The 15,943-nt window shown below is 63.0% G+C and carries 16 protein-coding genes; 4 read left to right on the top strand and 12 right to left on the bottom strand.

Translation table 11 applies throughout. The features are described from left to right. From AT959_RS06185 to hemN, 4 genes are all read right to left on the bottom strand, one after another. Positions 1 to 1,642: heavy metal translocating P-type ATPase (locus AT959_RS06185; protein ID WP_066881698.1), on the bottom strand; the 1,642-nt coding region annotated here is incomplete at its 3' end. After that, positions 1,639 to 2,070, bottom strand: a complete 432-nt coding sequence (locus AT959_RS06180) for a universal stress protein (RefSeq protein WP_240481756.1) — start codon at positions 2,068 to 2,070, stop codon at positions 1,639 to 1,641. The genes AT959_RS06180 and AT959_RS06185, both read right to left, overlap by 4 nt. 8 nt (positions 2,071 to 2,078) lie before the next feature. Further along, a complete protein-coding gene (locus AT959_RS06175) occupies positions 2,079 to 2,750 on the bottom strand; it encodes a sulfite exporter TauE/SafE family protein (RefSeq protein WP_066881695.1) in 672 nt (223 codons plus the stop codon). Between the two features lie 117 nt (positions 2,751 to 2,867). Beyond that, a complete protein-coding gene (gene hemN / locus AT959_RS06170; RefSeq protein ID WP_066881694.1) occupies positions 2,868 to 4,271 on the bottom strand; it encodes an oxygen-independent coproporphyrinogen III oxidase in 1,404 nt (467 codons plus the stop codon). 85 nt (positions 4,272 to 4,356) lie between these two features. Here hemN and fnr point away from each other — a divergent pair, with 85 nt between their 5' ends. Next, complete coding sequence (fnr, locus tag AT959_RS06165; protein ID WP_066881693.1) at positions 4,357 to 5,097, top strand: fumarate/nitrate reduction transcriptional regulator Fnr; 741 nt, start codon at positions 4,357 to 4,359, stop codon at positions 5,095 to 5,097. Positions 5,098 to 5,118: 21 nt separating this feature from the next. Here the strand turns inward: fnr and AT959_RS06160 are convergent, their stop codons facing one another. Next, on the bottom strand, positions 5,119 to 5,535 hold the full coding sequence (locus tag AT959_RS06160) for a DUF302 domain-containing protein (protein ID WP_157651226.1): 417 nt from the start codon (positions 5,533 to 5,535) through the stop codon (positions 5,119 to 5,121). Between the two features lie 140 nt (positions 5,536 to 5,675). Continuing rightward, a complete protein-coding gene (locus tag AT959_RS06155; protein WP_066881690.1) occupies positions 5,676 to 6,899 on the bottom strand; it encodes a porin in 1,224 nt (407 codons plus the stop codon). Between the two features lie 192 nt (positions 6,900 to 7,091). Between AT959_RS06155 and AT959_RS21380 the strand changes: the two genes are divergently transcribed. After that, a complete protein-coding gene (locus AT959_RS21380; RefSeq protein ID WP_169795451.1) occupies positions 7,092 to 7,238 on the top strand; it encodes a hypothetical protein in 147 nt (48 codons plus the stop codon). On the opposite strand, the gene AT959_RS06150 is transcribed toward AT959_RS21380, so the two are convergent. The 3 genes from AT959_RS06150 to AT959_RS06140 all read right to left on the bottom strand — a co-directional run bounded on the left by AT959_RS06150 (position 7,226) and on the right by AT959_RS06140 (position 11,779). Next, positions 7,226 to 9,349: a TonB-dependent receptor family protein gene (locus AT959_RS06150; RefSeq protein ID WP_066881688.1), complete on the bottom strand. Its 2,124-nt coding sequence runs from the start codon at positions 9,347 to 9,349 to the stop codon at positions 7,226 to 7,228. The two genes, AT959_RS21380 and AT959_RS06150, sit on opposite strands and share 13 nt — an antisense overlap. A gap of 49 nt (positions 9,350 to 9,398) precedes the next feature. Next, positions 9,399 to 9,671: a pyrroloquinoline quinone biosynthesis peptide chaperone PqqD gene (pqqD, locus tag AT959_RS06145; RefSeq protein ID WP_066881681.1), complete on the bottom strand. Its 273-nt coding sequence runs from the start codon at positions 9,669 to 9,671 to the stop codon at positions 9,399 to 9,401. A 179-nt stretch (positions 9,672 to 9,850) separates the two neighbouring features. Beyond that, on the bottom strand, positions 9,851 to 11,779 hold the full coding sequence (locus AT959_RS06140) for a methyl-accepting chemotaxis protein (protein WP_157651224.1): 1,929 nt from the start codon (positions 11,777 to 11,779) through the stop codon (positions 9,851 to 9,853). 349 nt (positions 11,780 to 12,128) lie between these two features. Here AT959_RS06140 and AT959_RS21035 point away from each other — a divergent pair, with 349 nt between their 5' ends. After that, positions 12,129 to 12,299 carry a hypothetical protein gene (locus AT959_RS21035; protein WP_157651223.1) on the top strand — a complete coding sequence of 57 codons (171 nt, stop codon included), beginning with the start codon at positions 12,129 to 12,131 and terminating at the stop codon, positions 12,297 to 12,299. Between the two features lie 92 nt (positions 12,300 to 12,391). Continuing rightward, positions 12,392 to 12,754, top strand: coding sequence for a hypothetical protein (locus tag AT959_RS06135; protein ID WP_157651222.1), 363 nt, complete (start codon positions 12,392 to 12,394; stop codon positions 12,752 to 12,754). 64 nt (positions 12,755 to 12,818) lie between these two features. Here AT959_RS06135 and AT959_RS06130 read toward each other — a convergent pair whose 3' ends face one another. From AT959_RS06130 to pap, 3 genes are read right to left on the bottom strand one after another with little or no spacing between them, the layout of a single operon-like run. Then, positions 12,819 to 13,091: an oxidative damage protection protein gene (locus AT959_RS06130; protein WP_066881675.1), complete on the bottom strand. Its 273-nt coding sequence runs from the start codon at positions 13,089 to 13,091 to the stop codon at positions 12,819 to 12,821. Positions 13,092 to 13,121: 30 nt separating this feature from the next. Further along, positions 13,122 to 14,441, bottom strand: coding sequence for an amino-acid N-acetyltransferase (argA, locus tag AT959_RS06125; RefSeq protein WP_066881674.1), 1,320 nt, complete (start codon positions 14,439 to 14,441; stop codon positions 13,122 to 13,124). Beyond that, positions 14,438 to 15,943, bottom strand: coding sequence for a polyphosphate:AMP phosphotransferase (gene pap / locus AT959_RS06120; RefSeq protein WP_066881673.1), 1,506 nt, complete (start codon positions 15,941 to 15,943; stop codon positions 14,438 to 14,440). The genes argA and pap overlap by 4 nt, the downstream gene beginning before the upstream one ends.

The following is a 15,943-nucleotide window of genomic DNA, read 5'->3' as shown; positions in this document are numbered from 1 at the left end:
CACCCTGCTCGGCCAGTCCGACCACCGTCTTGCCAGCGCCTTGCAAACGGCGCACCGCCTCATCATCGGCGACGCCCAGCCAGTCCGGCGAGCCGAGGCGCCACTCGCGCCCGTCAAGCTCGGCGCTGACGCCCAGCCCGGCATGCGCCTTGAAATTTGTCGTTTTCGGCAGGTCGACCGTAGGGCCAGCCTTTTCTTCCATGGTCGCAAGAGTGCTCAGGGAAGCTGCATGACGCGCCAGAATCGCCCGCGCCAGCGGATGTTCCGAGCCCTGCTCGAGCGCTGCCGCCAGCCGCAAGGCCGTCGCTTCGTCGCCGTGGCGCAAAACCAGCTCGGTCACCTGCGGTTCGCCGAGGGTCAGCGTGCCGGTCTTGTCGAGGGCCAGCACCGTCACCCGCTCGGCCCGCTCCAGCGCCTCGGCATTTCTGACCAGAATGCCGGCCCGCGCCCCCTGCCCGGTCCCGACCATGATCGCCGTCGGCGTCGCCAGGCCGAGCGCACACGGGCAGGCAATGACCAGCACCGCGACCGCATTGACCAGCGCCTCGGCAAAGAAGCCGGAATACCACCACCAGCCGACAAAAGTCACCAAGGCGATGCCGCACACCACTGGCACGAAAATCGCCGAAATGCGGTCGGCCATTCGCTGCACTGGCGCCTTGGAACCCTGCGCCTCGCCGACCAACCGGATGATGCCGGCCAACAGCGTATGCTCACCCACCCCGGTCGCCCGGCAACGCAAGGCGCCCTGGCCGTTGGCCGTCGCCGCGAACACCTGGTCGCCGGCCAGCTTGTGCACCGGCATGCTCTCGCCGGTCAGCATCGCCTCGTTGATGCTGGAGTCGCCCTCGACTACCTCGCCATCGACCGGCACGCTCTCGCCCGGGCGAACCATGAAAATATCGCCCGGCATCAGGGCCTCGACCGGCATTTCGACCCACTGCCCATCGCGCTCGACGCGGGCCGTTTTCGGCTGCAGGCGGATCAGCGCCTCGATGGCCTCCGAGGTCCGCGCCTTGGCCCGTGCCTCAAGCAGTTTGCCGAGCAGAACCAGGGTGATGACCGCGGCGCCACCTTCAAAATAGACGTGCTGATCCAGCGCAAAAACCGTCACCACGGCGGAAAAGCCCCAGGCCATGCTGGTCCCCAGGGCGACCAGCACATCCATGTTGGCACCGCCGCCGCGCAGCGCCTTGAAGGCGCCGTCGTAGAAGCGCCAGCCGATCCAGAACTGGACCGGCGTCGCCAGCGCCAGTTGCAACCAGCGCGACAACTCGTTCCGGTGGCCGTGCTCGCCGAACATGAAAAACATCTGCCCGACCAGCGGCAAGGTGAGCAGCACGGCAATCCAGAAACGCTTGATCTCGCTGCGGTAGACCCGCATTTTTTCGGCTTTTTCACGCTCGCGGGTCTGGCTATCGACCAGTTCAGCGACGAAGCCCGCCTTGGCGACAGCCGCCACCACCGCTGCTTCATCGGCCGCACCCAGCAGGCGCACCCGGGCCCGTTCGGCGGCCAGATTGACGTTGGCCTGCATCCCCGGCTGGCGATTCAGGACTTTTTCCAGCCGCGCCGAACAAGCGGCGCAAGTCATGCCGCCAATGGCGAACTCGACGACTCGCCCGCTTTCGACTTCGCTCATTTCACCAGCAGCACCGGACACTGCGTCAGATGCAGCACGCGGTTCGCCACCGAGCCCATGACCAGGCCGGCCACGGTGCCACGGCCATGGCTGCCCATGACGATCATGTCGCAGGCCAGTTCGTCGGCCACCCGGGCAATCACCTCGGCCGGCTGGCCGACGTGGATATGCGTCGTGTGAAAACGCCCGGCGGCATCCAGTTTTTGCTGGGCCTCGACCAGTTGCGACTGACTCTCTTCGAGGTAGTAGGCATGCAAGGTCTCCTTGTCGATATGCGCCTGAACGCGACCGATCGGAATCGGCGGATGAACATGCAGGAGATGAATTTCCGGCACCTCGCTATACCAGGCAAGGTGGGCAATCAGATGGTCGACGGCACGCAAGGCGCAGGCTGAACCATCAACCGGCAGCAGAATTTTCATAGTCATGGCGAATCCTAAATCCAGTGCAGCAAACGCAGCAGGCCAAGCAGGCCGTATAAACCGAAACCGAGAACGAGCAAGCCGGAAAAAATGCGCACTGACGGCCGGCGCACGAATTCGTTCATCCTCGCCAACACGATGCCCGCCAGCAACAGATTTGGCAAGGTCCCCAGGCCGAAAGCCAGCATCAGCAAGGCCCCACGCCCGCTCGAACCGGCCATCAGGGCACTGGTCAGCGCGCTGTAAACCAGGCCGCAGGGCAGCCAGCCCCAGAGCAGGCCGAGCGGAAAAGCCTGGGCCACGCTCCGTGCCGGCAGAAATTTTCGGGTCAGCGGCTGCAGGCGGCGCCAAAGATGCTGCCCGAGGCGCTCGCTAAAAGCCAGCGCCCGCGTCACACCGAGCAGGTAAAGGCCGAGCGCGACCAGCATCAGGTTGGCCAGGAAATACAGCACCAGGCGCACCGGCACCTGGCCCTCCAAGCCCAGACTGGCCGCCCCGAGAGCACCGGCGATGGCACCGGCCACGGCATAGGAGAGAACGCGCCCGACATTGTAGGCAAGGTGCATCGACCAGCGGGCTGGGCCGCCCATCGAGAGGGCCCCGACAATGCCGCCGCACATGCCGACACAATGGGTTCCGCCGAGCAGACCGACGAGAAAAAGCGCGAGATAGCCGGAATCAGGCATCAGTCAAAGCAGGGAGTTGGCAAAGCGGAGAGTTTAACCCGCCCCCTTCGGCTACAGGCGGCATTCCAGGACAACGCGCAGCGACACGATCCCGCCACCAGGCGGGATCGCAGCCAATCAGATGACTTTGGAGTAGCGCTTGCGCTGACGGTCGGCCCGCAGATAGCGGTCGAAGGCCATGGTGATGACGCGGACCAGCATGCGGCCCGGAGGCAGAACGGTGATCCAGTCGCGGTCGATCTTCAGCAAACCGCCGCGCTCCATTTCCTTGAGGTCTTCCAGCTCGGCCTCGAAATACTTGTGGAAATCGATCAGGTGCGCGCTTTCGATGCTTTCGATCGACAGCTCGAAATGGCACATCAGGGCCTGGATGATCGAGCGGCGCAGAATATCGTCGGCGGTCAGCTCGATGCCACGGAAGACCGGCAGCGAGCCGGCATCGAGACCGTCGTAGTACTCCTCGGCGGTCTTGACGTTCTGGTAGTAGGTCGGTCCGACCTTGCTGATCGACGAAATACCGAAGGACAGCATGTCGCAGTCGGCGTACGTCGAGTAGCCCTGGAAATTGCGATGCAGGCGGCCCTGGCGCTGGGCGACGGCCAGCTCGTCATCTGGCTTGGCGAAGTGATCCATGCCGATGAAAACGTAACCGGCCTCGGTCAGCTTCTTGATCGCCAGCGCCAGAATCTGCAGCTTGGTGTCGGCCGACGGCAGATCCTTTTCGTCGATCCGGCGTTGCGGCTTGAACAGGGTCGGCAGGTGGGCGTAGTTGTAGATCGACAGGCGATCCGGGTCCATTTCCAGCACGCGCTCCAGCGTCCGGTTAAAGCCCATCACCGTCTGGTGCGGCAGGCCGTAGATCAGATCGACCGAGACCGACTTGAAGCCGTTGCCACGCGCCGCGTTGATCACGTTGGCCGTCTCTTCGACGCTCTGTACGCGATTGACGGCGACCTGGACGCGCTCGTCGAAATCCTGGACGCCGACGCTCATCCGGTTGAAACCGAGTTCGCCGAGCAGCGCCACCGTCGAGTAATCCACCTTGCGCGGATCGACTTCGATCGAATATTCGCCACCGTCGAGCAGCTTGAAATGCTTGCGCGTCTCGCCCATCAGCTGACGCATCTCGTCGTGCGACAGGAAAGTCGGCGTACCACCGCCCCAGTGCAGCTGGATAACCTCGTTACCGCCTTCCTGGGCATCGAGTGCCGCGCTCTGGATCGCCAGTTCCTTGGCCAGGTACTTCAGGTACTTGGCGCTGCGCCCGTGATCCTTGGTGATGATCTTGTTACAGGCGCAGTAATAGCAAATGGTGTTGCAGAAAGGGATGTGGAAGTATAATGAGAGCGGTCGGCTGATACCGCCGATGTTCCGCTTGCCGAGCCACAGCTTGGCAGCGTCCGAGTCGAAAGCCTCGACGAAGCGGTCGGCAGTCGGATAGGACGTGTAGCGTGGGCCGTTCACATCGAAGCGGCGAATGATCTGAGGATCGAAGACGAGGTTTTCAGTTGCGAAATTCATTAGACATACCACCAAATGTAGGTCGGATTATGTTCGGATGGCGCCGAATCGTGGTTGACTTGGATCAAGCGAACGCAGGTTGACTATGCCCCAACAATCCACCTCCGGGGAAATCTCCCTTGCGGTCATCAAGACCGCCTGCTCCAACTGCAACCTGCGCGAATTGTGCCTGCCTTTCGGGCTCAATATCGAAGAATTGGAGCGGCTGGATGATCTTGTCTCCACCCGCCGCCGCATCAAGCGTGGCGACCACCTTTATCGGGCCGGCGAAGCCTTTGACGCCATCTACGCCATCCGAAGCGGTTTCTTCAAGACCGACGTACTCCTTGAAGATGGCCGCGATCAGGTCACCGGTTTTCAAATGGCTGGCGAACTGCTCGGGCTGGATGGTATCAGCACCGAGCACCATACCTGCAATGCGATCGCCCTCGAAGACAGCGAAATCTGCGCCATTCCCTTCTCGCGCCTGGAAAGCCTGTCGCGTGAGATTCACACGCTGCAGCACCATTTTCACAAGGTGATGAGCCGTGAAATCGTCCGCGATCATGGCGTGATGATGCTGCTCGGCACGATGCGCGCCGAAGAGCGGCTGGCCGCCTTCCTGCTCAACCTGTCGCAGCGCTTCACGGCCCGTGGCTTTTCGCATGCCGAGTTTTACCTGCGCATGACGCGTGACGAGATCGGCAGCTACCTAGGCCTCAAACTCGAAACGGTATCGCGCGCCTTCTCCCGCTTCCAGGAGGAAGGCCACATCGCCGTCCAGCAGAAGCACATCCGCATTCTTAACGTGAATGGCCTGAAGGCCCTGATGAACCACCGCTCCTGAGCGGAGCGCTACGCCCAGGAACTACCAGCGCAGCCGGGCCAGCTCGGCGGCGCGGTCAACTATCTTGCGCAGCAGTTTTTCGGCGCGCCCCCGGCCGGCGCTGCCCTGCCCCGGCATCCGCCAGGCCAGCACGACCGCAGCCGGCTCGCCCGGCGTCGTATAGACAGCGATCGACAGCGGACACAAGGCAATCTGGCTGACATCCTCTTCCAGCAGTTGCCAGGCCAGCTGACTGCTACAGAACTGGACGATTTCGGCCCCAACGAACGGACTGGCGCTTTTGGCTAGATCGCCCGCCGTACGCGCCAGCATCTGATTGAAGGGAATCACCGCGCTGACCACCAGCCCTTCGGCCTCGATGGCTTCGACCAGGGCTTCGCGCGTCGCCGAGAAATCGCTGCCGGCGACCACTTTCGTCGCCACATCGTCGGCCGCCACGACCGGTGACCCCAGGCAACAGGCCAGCCCAATCAGCAGGCTAAACGCCGAGCGCAGAAAAAAAGGCGCCCCGAAGGGCGCCAACAAGAGCAAAGACGAGGGTGACATCCGAAACATGGCGGATATCGATTCAGCAAGAATCAGAAGAAGATGATGCCGCCAAAGGACAGGGTCCGGTTCTTGTTGTCGTAGTTGGTGTCAGAGACATTGGTAACCTTTTCATCGTTGAACTCACCGACCAGGGTGATGAACTTGTTCAGCGAATGATAAACGCCCAGCGTGTAAGCACGGTTCTTGATGCTGTTCATCGGGCTGGCGCCGGTCAGCACATAGCCGTTCTTGTCCTTGTTCTCGCCGTAGTTCAGGCCGACCTTGGTGTCGCCGAACTTGTAGGTACCCTGCAGGAAATAGCCGTCCGAATCGGTCTTGTTGCCGGCGCCATTGCTGCCGCCGTAGAACTGGGCACCGACCGTGGACAAGCCCAGGCCGCTGCCGGTAAAGGCATAGGCGACCGCTTCGAAATTGCCGAAGCCGGCCTTGGCGCCGAGTTCGAAGCCATTGGCGCTGAACGAGCTGGTCGAGCAAGGGCTGACCGAGCAACTGGTCGTCTGGCTGACAAAACCGGTCCACAACTTGCCGCTGGCCGAGCTGCCTTTCCAATCGTAGCTGGCCATCCCCTGGATGCCCGGCGCCTTGGTTTCGTCACCGGCGAACTTGCTCGGCTGGAAGATGCCGATCGCGGCCTGGAGGCCGTTCAGGTTCGGCGTCGTGTAGGTGATCTGCGGCTGGAAGCCGGTGTACATGTAGCCGTGACCGATCATGCCGAAGGTGGTGTTGTACGGGATGCCGGCATTGCTGGTACCGCCGACGCCGATCAGGGTCATGTCGGAGAGGATGATGTTCTGGCCGAAGAGACCGATGTCGCGACCGAACTTCAGGGTACCCCAGCTGCTGTTGCCGAACTGGAAATAGACGTTGCGGGTGTCGATCTGGCTGTAGGGATTGGTCGTCCCGGCGCCACCGGCGTTGTTACCGATCGGCAGGCCAACGGTCTGCGAATTGTTGTTGATGCCGGGCGCGAAGCTGAAGTGCGCCTTGATGTCCTGGCCATTGGCCTGGGTCGTGGCGACAAAGTTGATCCAGCCCGGCAACAGGCCGTTGGTCAATTCGCTGTTATTCGTCGTCGTCGAAGCGCCGGTGGCGCGGTTGATCGACTGGGCTTCGCGGTTGACGTAGAAGCCGTTGATCGTGCCATTGATATCGAGCGTGATGTCGTTATGGGTAAAGCTGACGGCCTGACTGGCGCCGCTCAGACTGGCAAGCATGGCGAAAAGCAAAGGACGAACGGTCTGATTGTGATTCATTGAATGTCTCCGGATGTTTGTACTTGAACCCCGCCGGCACCGATGCTTAGTGCCGGACTTCCCCGCTGCCACCATCTCGTGTGACAGGCTGCATCCCTGTTCGCGAAGCCCGTGCCAACGCTTGGCAACAATTGCGAAAACGCCACCAGGCAAAGGTTTCAATGGCATCCAGGCGAGTTTCACGAAACGCTGATGGAGCGATTCGAGCGCTCATTTTTCGGACACCTGTTCAAGCGCCTGAGCCAAAAATCAACATCCGCGCCGCTGGCGGTGGACGAAAAAAAGCCCGGCGAACCGGGCTTCGAAGAGACAACGATCAAGTCATGTCAGAAGGCATAGCGCGCACTCAGGCCGAGCAGCCAGTTGCGCCCCGGCGCCGACTCGTAATAACGGCCGTTGCTGTCGCCGACGACCACTGAGCCGACGTACTGCCGGTCAAAGATGTTATCGATACGGGCAAAGCTGCGCAGGGTCAGCGCGCCGTAGCGCAGGTCGAAACCGGCCCGCAGGTTGGCGATGGCGTAGGACGGCGCCGCCGGCTGCGAATTGCTGTCCTCGACATACATCTTGCTGCGCATGATGCCTTCGACGGCAGTATGGAAGCCGCTGGCCGGGTGCTTCCAGGCCACTTCGCCGAACAGCGTATTGGCCGCGACACCGGGCAGGCGGTTGCCGGCCGGTACGGTACCGGAGGAACTGGTGAAATCCTCGTCGTAGCGGGCATCGAGGTAGGTATAGGCAACCCGGCTGCTGAAGTTTCCGGCCCAGCGCGAATCGAGCGCCAACTCCAGGCCCCGCCGCATCGTCTGGCCGGCGTTCTGGTAACTGGTCCGTCCACCGCTGCTGGCAGCGACGACCAGCTCATCGGTAGTGCGCACCTGAAAGAGGGCCAGATCGAGCCGACTGTCGTTGCCGACATAGGCCTTGAGACCGGTTTCGAGATGGGTGCTGAGTGCCGGCTTCAGGCTGTAGCTGAAACTGCCGTTAGCGCCGGAGTAGAACAGCTCGTTCAAGGTCGGCGTCTCGAAACCGCGGGCCGCACTGGCGTAGAGGTTGACCGCTGGGGTCAGCTTGTAAAGCGCGGCCAGCATCGGCGTCGTCTTCTCGTAGCTGACATTGCCGCTGTCGTCGCCATTGCCGGTGGCGACGTAGTGATCATCCACCTTGAAATCGATCCGGCTGTGCCGGACGCCGCCGGTAAAGGCCCAGCGCTCGCCCTGCCATTCGGCCTGGGCGTACTGATCGAAGCTGGTGACGCTGTCCGTCTCCTTGCGGCGCAGCGCGCCCTGGACACCGAGATTGGTGGCGCTGGTGTAATTTTCGTAGCCACGCCGCTCGTCAGTCGATTGTTCGTATTCCAGGCCGACAGTCGTCGTCAGCTTGCCGCCCGCCAGGTCGTAGCGACCGATCCAGCGCCCGGAGAGGCCGGAGTAATCACGGTCGAAATCGATCACACCGCCGGAATGCTTGCGCTTCGGATCGTTGGCCGGCGTCGAGGGCAGGATCAACTGAAGCGAGCGGGGAATGGACTGGAACTGGGTCACCGAACGCTGGCCGGCATAGGCGGCGAGCTGGATCGTGCTGGTGCCGAAGCGGCGCTCGTAGCTCAGGCCGCCCTGCGTCTGGTCGATGGTTTTGCGGGTGTTGTAGAGCAGCGCGGCGCTTTCGACGCTGCGCGGATCGCTCTGGTACTTGTTCCAGGTCAGGCCGAGCGGGTCCTCGGCCTTCTGCGAAAAGCCATTGGCGATGAACATCAGGCGGCTGTCCTCATCCGGCCGCCAGGTCAGCTTGGCCATCTGCTGGTTGCGTTCGGCGCTGCTGTGCTCGCGGTAACCATCGGTAATGAAACGCGAGGCATCGATCACGTAGCCGACGCCGCCGGCTTCGCCCTGGGCCGAGACATCGCCTTTCCAGCTGCCGTAGCTGCCAGCCGTGAAGCCGCCTTCGACGCTGGGCCGGCCCTTGCCGTCGGCGGTGAACATCTGGATGACGCCGCCGGCGTGGTTGCCGTACACCGAGGACATCGGGCCGCGCATGACTTCGATGCGCTCGGCCCGGTCGAGGTTGAAGGTGGCCGCCTGGCCCTGGCCATCCGGCATCGAGGCCGGAATGCCGTCGCTGATCAGGCGGATGCCACGCACCCCGAAGGCGGAACGGGCGCCGAAGCCGCGCGAGGAAATTTGCAGGTCCTGCGCGTAGTTCTGGCGGTTCTGCACCGAAATGCCGGGCACCGAGGATAAGGCTTCGGACGCATTGACCTTGGCCTGATCGGCGCCGATCCGTTCGGCCCCAACGACATCGACCGCTGCCGGCAAATCGAAGCTGCTGTGTTCGATACGGCTGCCGGTGACGACGACGCTGTCGAGGGTGAGCGGCTCGGCCTCGGCCAGGGCCAAACAGGGAAAGATGCTGGCCAGCACAAGGACCAGGCGCTGCGGGCGGTGTCTCATTATTTTCTATTTATCGTGTCGGGTGGTTGGGCGATTTTGCCTGAAAAAATCAGGTCGACCGCAGCCATCCCTTGTTGTAGGCGGCGACCAGGAAAGCCTCGGTATCGCGGGCGATTGCCTCGGGCTGGCCGGGAAAGGCGCCGTCGAGATCGGCGACGATGGCGTCGGCCGTGCGCGTGCCGTCGCAGCGCTTGAGAATCTCCCCGGCCGCCGGGTTGAGTTTGATCAGGCCTTCCGGGTAAAGCAGGATGTAGGCGTCCTGGCTGGCTTCCCAGCGGAAGACGAATTGCGGACTGAGGCGCGGACGTTGTTCAGTGATCATGGCGATGGCTGCTCCGGCAGGCGGAAGGAAAGGTGGCGGCAGCGTCAACCGCCGCCACCGGGACGCCTAGAGAAGCGCTGATCTATTCAAATATGTCATTCCCGCGAAGGCGGGAATCCAGAAAAATCAACGAACTGGATCCCCGCCTTTGCGGGGATGACGAATATTTCAGCCTTTTCCTAAGCCAGCCGGAACTGGCCGATCGCCTGCCGCAGATCGCCGGCCAGGCCTTCCAGCAGGCGGGCCGCATCGGCCGCCCCGGCCAGCGCCTTGCCGTTCTCGACCGAAGCCCCGGCAATATCGCGGACCAGCGTCTCGATCCTGGCCGTTTCCGCCCGGTGAGCCCCGAGCGCCCCGCCAATCCGGGCACTGGCTGACTCGACCAGCCGCGCCTGCTCGCAGACTCGACCCATCGCACTCGCCGCTTCGCCGGCGCAACTGTTGCTGTGGGCGACATGGCTCGCCGCAGTGCGCACGGCGGCCGCCGTTTCGCCGCTGATGCCCTGCATGCCGGCAATCATGTTGCCGATTTCCTTGGTGCTCTGTGCCGTTCGTTCGGCCAGCTTGCGCACCTCGTCGGCGACGACGGCAAAGCCGCGCCCGGTGTCGCCGGCCCGCGCTGCCTCGATCGCTGCATTGAGGGCAAGCAGATTGGTCTGCTCGGCAATGCCGGCGATCACCGCGACCACGCTCGACACCCGTTTCGACTCGGCTTCCATGCGGTCGAGACAACGGGTCGCCTCGGCGATATCGGCGTGCATCGCCTCCAGCACGTCCTTCGCCTGGCTGACCGAAGCCATGCCGGAGCCGGCCAGTTCATCGGCATTGCGGGCGACGATATCGGTTTCGTGCGCTGCCTCGACAATCTCCGCCACCTGGCTGCTGACGACATCGACCGCCGCCGCCACGTGCAGCGTATCGGCCTCCTGCTGCCGCGCCCGCTCGGCCGAAGTGGTCGCCGCCTGGGCCACCGACAGCGAAGCGCCGGTCATCGCCTGCGCGCTGTCGATGATTTCCGTAATCAGGCGCCGCATGCCGTCGCGCACCTCGCGCAGCGAACCGGCGACGCGCTGCAACTCGTCGGCGCCGGCCAGTTCGATCGGCACGGTCAGATCGCCGGTCGCCAACTGGCGGGCGCCTTCGGCCAGCACTTCGATATTCCCGGCCAGCCGGCGATAGGCGACGAACAGCCCGGCCCCGGAAAAGAGCAGGCCGCCGACGATCAGGGCCAGAGTGACCAGCAAATGCTGTTGGGCCAGCGCCACCTGGACTTGCAGCGCCTCGACGAGCTGTCCCTGGACGCGTTTTTCCAGCGCCGCCACCTCGCGCAGGGGCCGGGTAATGCCCTCTTCCACTTCGTTCGCGGCATAGACCGTACTGCTCAGCGCCAGGCCGTAGGCCAGCGTCTGGGTCATGGCGAACTGGCCCTCCAGCGCCGCCAGGGCCTCGCTCAGCTCGGCCGATCCCAACTGGCGCAAATGCTTGCCGCCCTGCGCCAGGCTGTGCGCCGCCACCGCCACCGCCGCCGACAATTCCGGCCGCAGACGCTCGGCCACGGCGCCCTCGCGCTGGGCGATGCCGGCCAGCACATTCAGGCGGTCGAGCGCTTCGTTGAGTTGTGGCAGATCCTCCTGCCAGATGGCGGCGAGCGGCCCGACGCTCTCTTCGAGGCCGGCCGTCTGCTCGACGATATGCTGCTGCACCAGATCGACGGCCTGGCCGAATTCGCCAAAGTGCTGCATGCGCCGCCGGCCGCCAGCCGCCTCGGCATCCAAAGCCAGCACTTCGGCCAGCCGGCCATCGGCAACCAGGGCGGGGGCTGCGGTGGACGGCTTTTTAGGGGCCAAATCGGCCGCCGCCGACGCATCGCCCACCCCGGCGAAAAACAGCCGGCTGCGATGGCCGCGCAGGTCGGCGAGAAAAGCCTGGGCCGGGACAATGGCGCTGATTGCGGCGAGCCGTGCCTGTGCCGCCTGCATTGCGCTCAGGCGGAGCCACAGGTGCGGCACGCCGACGGCCAGCAAGGCCAGCGTGACAACCAGCGCAATCAACAGGAACAAGCCGCGAAAACCCAGCCGGCTGAGAAGACCACCGATAACATTTGGCAAGACCGCACCCGATCGACAACATGACGAAGGCGCCACCTTATTGCCGAATTGTTACAGCACCGTGATAGCGAACACCTGCTGCGAACCGTCATTCGCCTGCAATATTTGTTCAGGATAGTCGCTCCATCGCATTGCTTTCTGCCCCCCCCATGCCCACCACCTGCTTCAACCCCAACTACGCGCACGCCCCGAATGCCGGCGGCGCCTGCTGTCGGCTGTCGTGTTCGGCATATCGGTTTGGCCGGCCAAGCAGTTCCCGAATACCACCGGCGGGCGTCCGCGCTCCGCTACCCAGGTCATCACCCGCCCGGACGGCACGCCCGTAGCCGGCTAATTGACGGAGGCTTGTATGGAAAAGCAGGGAAACAGTGATATCGCCGCCTTCCCCGAACTGTTCGACGGCATGGAACAGTTCATCGCCGAGCAGACGGCCGGCCTCCGGCGAACCAGCGCCCTGCTCGGGATGTTCGCCGCCGGCACCGGCGGCCTGCTCTTCCTCGTCCTCGAAAGGCTGGCCTGACGGATTTTCCGGGATATGACAAACAGGACATTGAAGATGCCGACCGCCTGACCTAAGATCAATGTTGGAACAATGAAACAAGGAGTCAGGCAATGGAGATGCCAGCTCGAAACAGGCGCCGCCGCGGCACGGACAGACGACAAGGCGACGCCTGCCTGCTACCCGGCATGCTCGATCGGCGTATCAAAGCTGAGCGGCGCTCCTTCAATGTTTCCCGGCTGTCCTTTGCCGCTTGGTCGGAAGCCGCTGCCAACTTTTACTTCGAGCACCCGTCGGGCCACCTGTTCCAGCACCGCCAGCCGATCGATCGCCGCCAGGCCGATAACGCTCCGCCGGCCGCCTCAGCCGAGCGCCGGATCGGCGTTGACCGCCGTGATCTGGATATCGCCAGTATCCGGCCCAGCGAATGGGTGGACGCGATGTCGAACTATTACTACCACTTCCACCGCAGCTAGTTAGCGGCCGGCCCAAAAAGCAAAACCCCGCCGCAGCGGGGTTTTCGGTTCAGTCAGGCAGCAATCAGGCGGCCGGCGGAACGTAGCCTTGAATCTTGTCGGCGCCATCGCCGAAGAAATGCTTTTCGACCTGTTCGGCCAGGTACTTGCGATGCCGGGCATCGACCAGATTCAGACGGTTTTCGTTGATGAGCATGGTCTGCATCTTGATCCACTGCTGCCATGCTTCCTTCGAAACGCATTCGAAAATACGCTTGCCGAGCTCGCCCGGGTAGGGCGGGAAATCCAGACCTTCAGCCTCGCGGCCGAGCTTGATGCAATTGACGGTACGTGCCATGTGAAACTCCGAGGGGGGTTGATGGGCGAATTATAAGGTTTTGAACAGCACCTTGGATCGCCGCTGATAGTTGTACATATCGCGCTTTTGCGCCGGCAGGTCGTCGACCGTGCCGAGCTTGAAACCGCGCTCGACGAACCAGTGCTCGGTCCGCGTCGTCAGGACGCAGAGACGCTTGATGCCGAGCTTGCGGGCGCGGCGTTCGATGCGTTTCATCAGCTGTTCGCCGTAGCCCCATTCGCGATGCTCGTGGCTGACCGCCAGGCAGGCCAGTTCGGCCTCCTCGTCGGAGTGCCGGTAGAGCGCCGCGCAACCGACGATGATGCCGTCGTGCAGCATGATCGAGAAGTGCTCGATTTCGCGCTCAAGCAGTTCGCGCGGCCGGTGCACCAGGATGCCTTCCTCTTCCATCGGCTCGATCAGCGCGATCAGCGCCGCGATGTCGTCGGGCTTGGCTTCGCGGATGTTTTCCAGCGATTCGCGGGTAACCACGGTGCCGACCCCGTCGTGGGTGAACAACTCGCGCAACAGCGCGCCGTCCTGTTCGTAGCTGATCAGATGCACCCGGCCGACGCCGGTGCGCGTCGCCCGTACCGAGCACGGCAGGTAGCGTCGGATATCCGGCGACAGCCATTCGCCGCCACTGAGCAGCTCGGCCACTTCGTCGGACGTCATCGCGTCGATCAGTTCGCCGGCCTTGTCGGTGACGCCCTGGCTGTCGGTCAGATAGACCAGCTTGTCGGCCTTGATCGCCACCGCCACCGCTTCTGCCGCCTCTTCCATCTGCAGGTTGAAGATCTCGCCGGTCGGCGACGGACCCTCGCAGTTGAGCAGCACGATGTTACCGAGGCCGAGCTGGGCGTTGATGCCTTCGGCGTCCACCTTGCGCACCTTGCCGGCGTATTGCATGTCGATGCCGTCGAGCACGCCGATCGGCTGGCCGGTGATGAAATTGCCACCGATGACGCGGATCCGGCTGTTGGCCATCGGCGTATTGGGCAAGCCCTGCGACAGCATGGCCTCGATTTCGAGATAGACGCTGCCCACCGCGTCGAGCACGCAATCAAGCGCCTCGGCGTCGGTCACCCGGTAGCCGCGATGGTAGATCGATTCCAGACTCTTCTCGCGCAGCTCTTCCTCGATCTGCGGTCGCGCCCCATGCACCAGCACCAGACGAATGCCCAAGCTGACCAGCAGGTTGACGTCATAGGCCAGCGTCTTGGCGAACTCGCTCTCGACCGCCTTGCCGCCGAAGGCGATGACAAAGGTCTTGCCGCGAAAGGCATTGATGTAGGGCGTAACGGCCCGGAACCAGGAGACGAAATGCTCGTCGTAAGGGGTGTCGCTCATTGTTCGTTATGTTTTCCGTCGTCTTTCAGCGCGTTTTCCAGACGCTGGCAAAGGGTTTTCAATACTTTAACCCGGGCAAAGTTCTTGTCGTTGGCTTCGACCAGGGTCCACGGCGCCAGGCCGGTCGAGGTGCGATCGACCATGTCGCAGACGGCGGAAACGTAATCATCCCATTTTTCCCGATTGCGCCAGTCTTCGTCGGTAATCTTGAAACGTTTGAACTCGGTGTCCTGGCGCTCCTTGAAGCGGCGCAACTGCTCGTCGGCGCTGATCTGCAGCCAGAATTTGACGACGATGGCCCCGGCATCGACCATCTGGTGCTCGAAGTCGTTAATCTCGGCATAGGCGCGCAGCCAGTCGGCCTCCGAGCAGAAACCCTCGACCCGCTCGACCAGCACCCGGCCATACCAGGAGCGATCGAAGATCGCCGCCCGGCCGGTCCGTGGCAAATGCCGCCAGAAGCGCCAGAGGTAGGGCTGGACACGCTCTTCCTCGGTCGGCGCGGCGATCGGGATGATCTGGTACTGCCGGGCATCCATCGCCCCACCGACCCGGCGGATGCTACCGCCCTTGCCGGCCGCATCGGAGCCTTCAAAAACGATGACCAGCGAGCGCTTGCCGACAAAACGCGGATCGCGGACCAGCTCCGAGAGGCGGGACTGATATTTGGCCAGATCGCGTTCGTAGTCCTTTTTGCCCAGGCTTTGCGTCAAATCCAGTTCGGAAAGGACATTTTTCTGGTCGATGGCATGGACGATCGGCGGCGCCACCGGCACCTGCTGCCGGCCTTCCTGCTGCAGGCGACGCTGCATCGCGTCGAGCACGATGCGGCCGACGGTCAACGAGCGGTATTCGTCATCGGTGCCTTCGACGATGATCCACGGCGCATGCGCCGTATTGGTGACGCGCAGCACATGGCCCGCCACTTCCTGCAACTTGTCGTAGGTTTTCAGGCGGTCGTAGCTGGCCTTGGTGACACGCCAGGCCGTGCGCGGATCCTTTTCCAGCGCTTTCAGGCGTTGTTTCTGGCCATCCTTGGAGAGGTGGAACCAGAATTTCAGGACCAGCGCCCCCTCGTTGACCAGCATCGCTTCGAAGCGGTTGATATCGTCGAGCTGCTCGTCCATTTCCGAGCGGCGCATCTGGCCGGTGATGCGGTCGGTGATTGGCTGCGAATACCAGGAACCGGCGAAGATGCCGACCTTGCCGCGCGGCGGCAGAGCACGCCAGTAGCGCCACATGTAGGGCCGGGAACGCTCCTCGTCGCTCGGCTCGGCAAAGGCCAGGGTCGAAATGTGGCGCGGGTCCATCCAGGAGTAGAGCAGGTTGATGGTTTCGCCCTTGCCGCTACCGTCGACCCCGCTAATCAGGATGACGACCGGAAACTCCTTCTTCTGCAGCACATCGTATTGCACATCGAGCAACTCGGCGCGCAGCTTCGGCACCTCGCGCTTGAAGGTTTCCTTGTCGATCTTGTGACCGAGTTCCGCTGATTCGAACAT

The organism is Dechloromonas denitrificans (assembly GCF_001551835.1).
GTDB lineage: Bacteria > Pseudomonadota > Gammaproteobacteria > Burkholderiales > Rhodocyclaceae > Azonexus > Azonexus denitrificans.
Note: the sequence above shows the minus strand (reverse complement) of the source record. Positions and strands in the feature narration are given on the sequence as shown.

Bases quoted from the DNA above. Each gene is read 5' to 3' on its own strand.
- argA (WP_066881674.1), bottom strand. From the start codon at position 14,441: ATGAGCGACACCCCTTACGACGAGCATTTCGTCTCCTGGTTCCGGGCC.
- hemN (WP_066881694.1), bottom strand. From the start codon at position 4,271: ATGAATTTCGCAACTGAAAACCTCGTCTTCGATCCTCAGATCATTCGC.
- AT959_RS06150 (WP_066881688.1), bottom strand. From the start codon at position 9,349: ATGAGACACCGCCCGCAGCGCCTGGTCCTTGTGCTGGCCAGCATCTTT.
- AT959_RS06180 (WP_240481756.1), bottom strand. From the start codon at position 2,070: ATGACTATGAAAATTCTGCTGCCGGTTGATGGTTCAGCCTGCGCCTTG.
- AT959_RS06175 (WP_066881695.1), bottom strand. From the start codon at position 2,750: ATGCCTGATTCCGGCTATCTCGCGCTTTTTCTCGTCGGTCTGCTCGGC.
- pap (WP_066881673.1), bottom strand. From the start codon at position 15,943: ATGTTCGAATCAGCGGAACTCGGTCACAAGATCGACAAGGAAACCTTC.
- fnr (WP_066881693.1), top strand. From the start codon at position 4,357: ATGCCCCAACAATCCACCTCCGGGGAAATCTCCCTTGCGGTCATCAAG.
- AT959_RS06155 (WP_066881690.1), bottom strand. From the start codon at position 6,899: ATGAATCACAATCAGACCGTTCGTCCTTTGCTTTTCGCCATGCTTGCC.
- AT959_RS06135 (WP_157651222.1), top strand. From the start codon at position 12,392: ATGGAGATGCCAGCTCGAAACAGGCGCCGCCGCGGCACGGACAGACGA.
- pqqD (WP_066881681.1), bottom strand. From the start codon at position 9,671: ATGATCACTGAACAACGTCCGCGCCTCAGTCCGCAATTCGTCTTCCGC.
- AT959_RS21380 (WP_169795451.1), top strand. From the start codon at position 7,092: ATGGAGCGATTCGAGCGCTCATTTTTCGGACACCTGTTCAAGCGCCTG.
- AT959_RS06130 (WP_066881675.1), bottom strand. From the start codon at position 13,091: ATGGCACGTACCGTCAATTGCATCAAGCTCGGCCGCGAGGCTGAAGGT.
- AT959_RS21035 (WP_157651223.1), top strand. From the start codon at position 12,129: ATGGAAAAGCAGGGAAACAGTGATATCGCCGCCTTCCCCGAACTGTTC.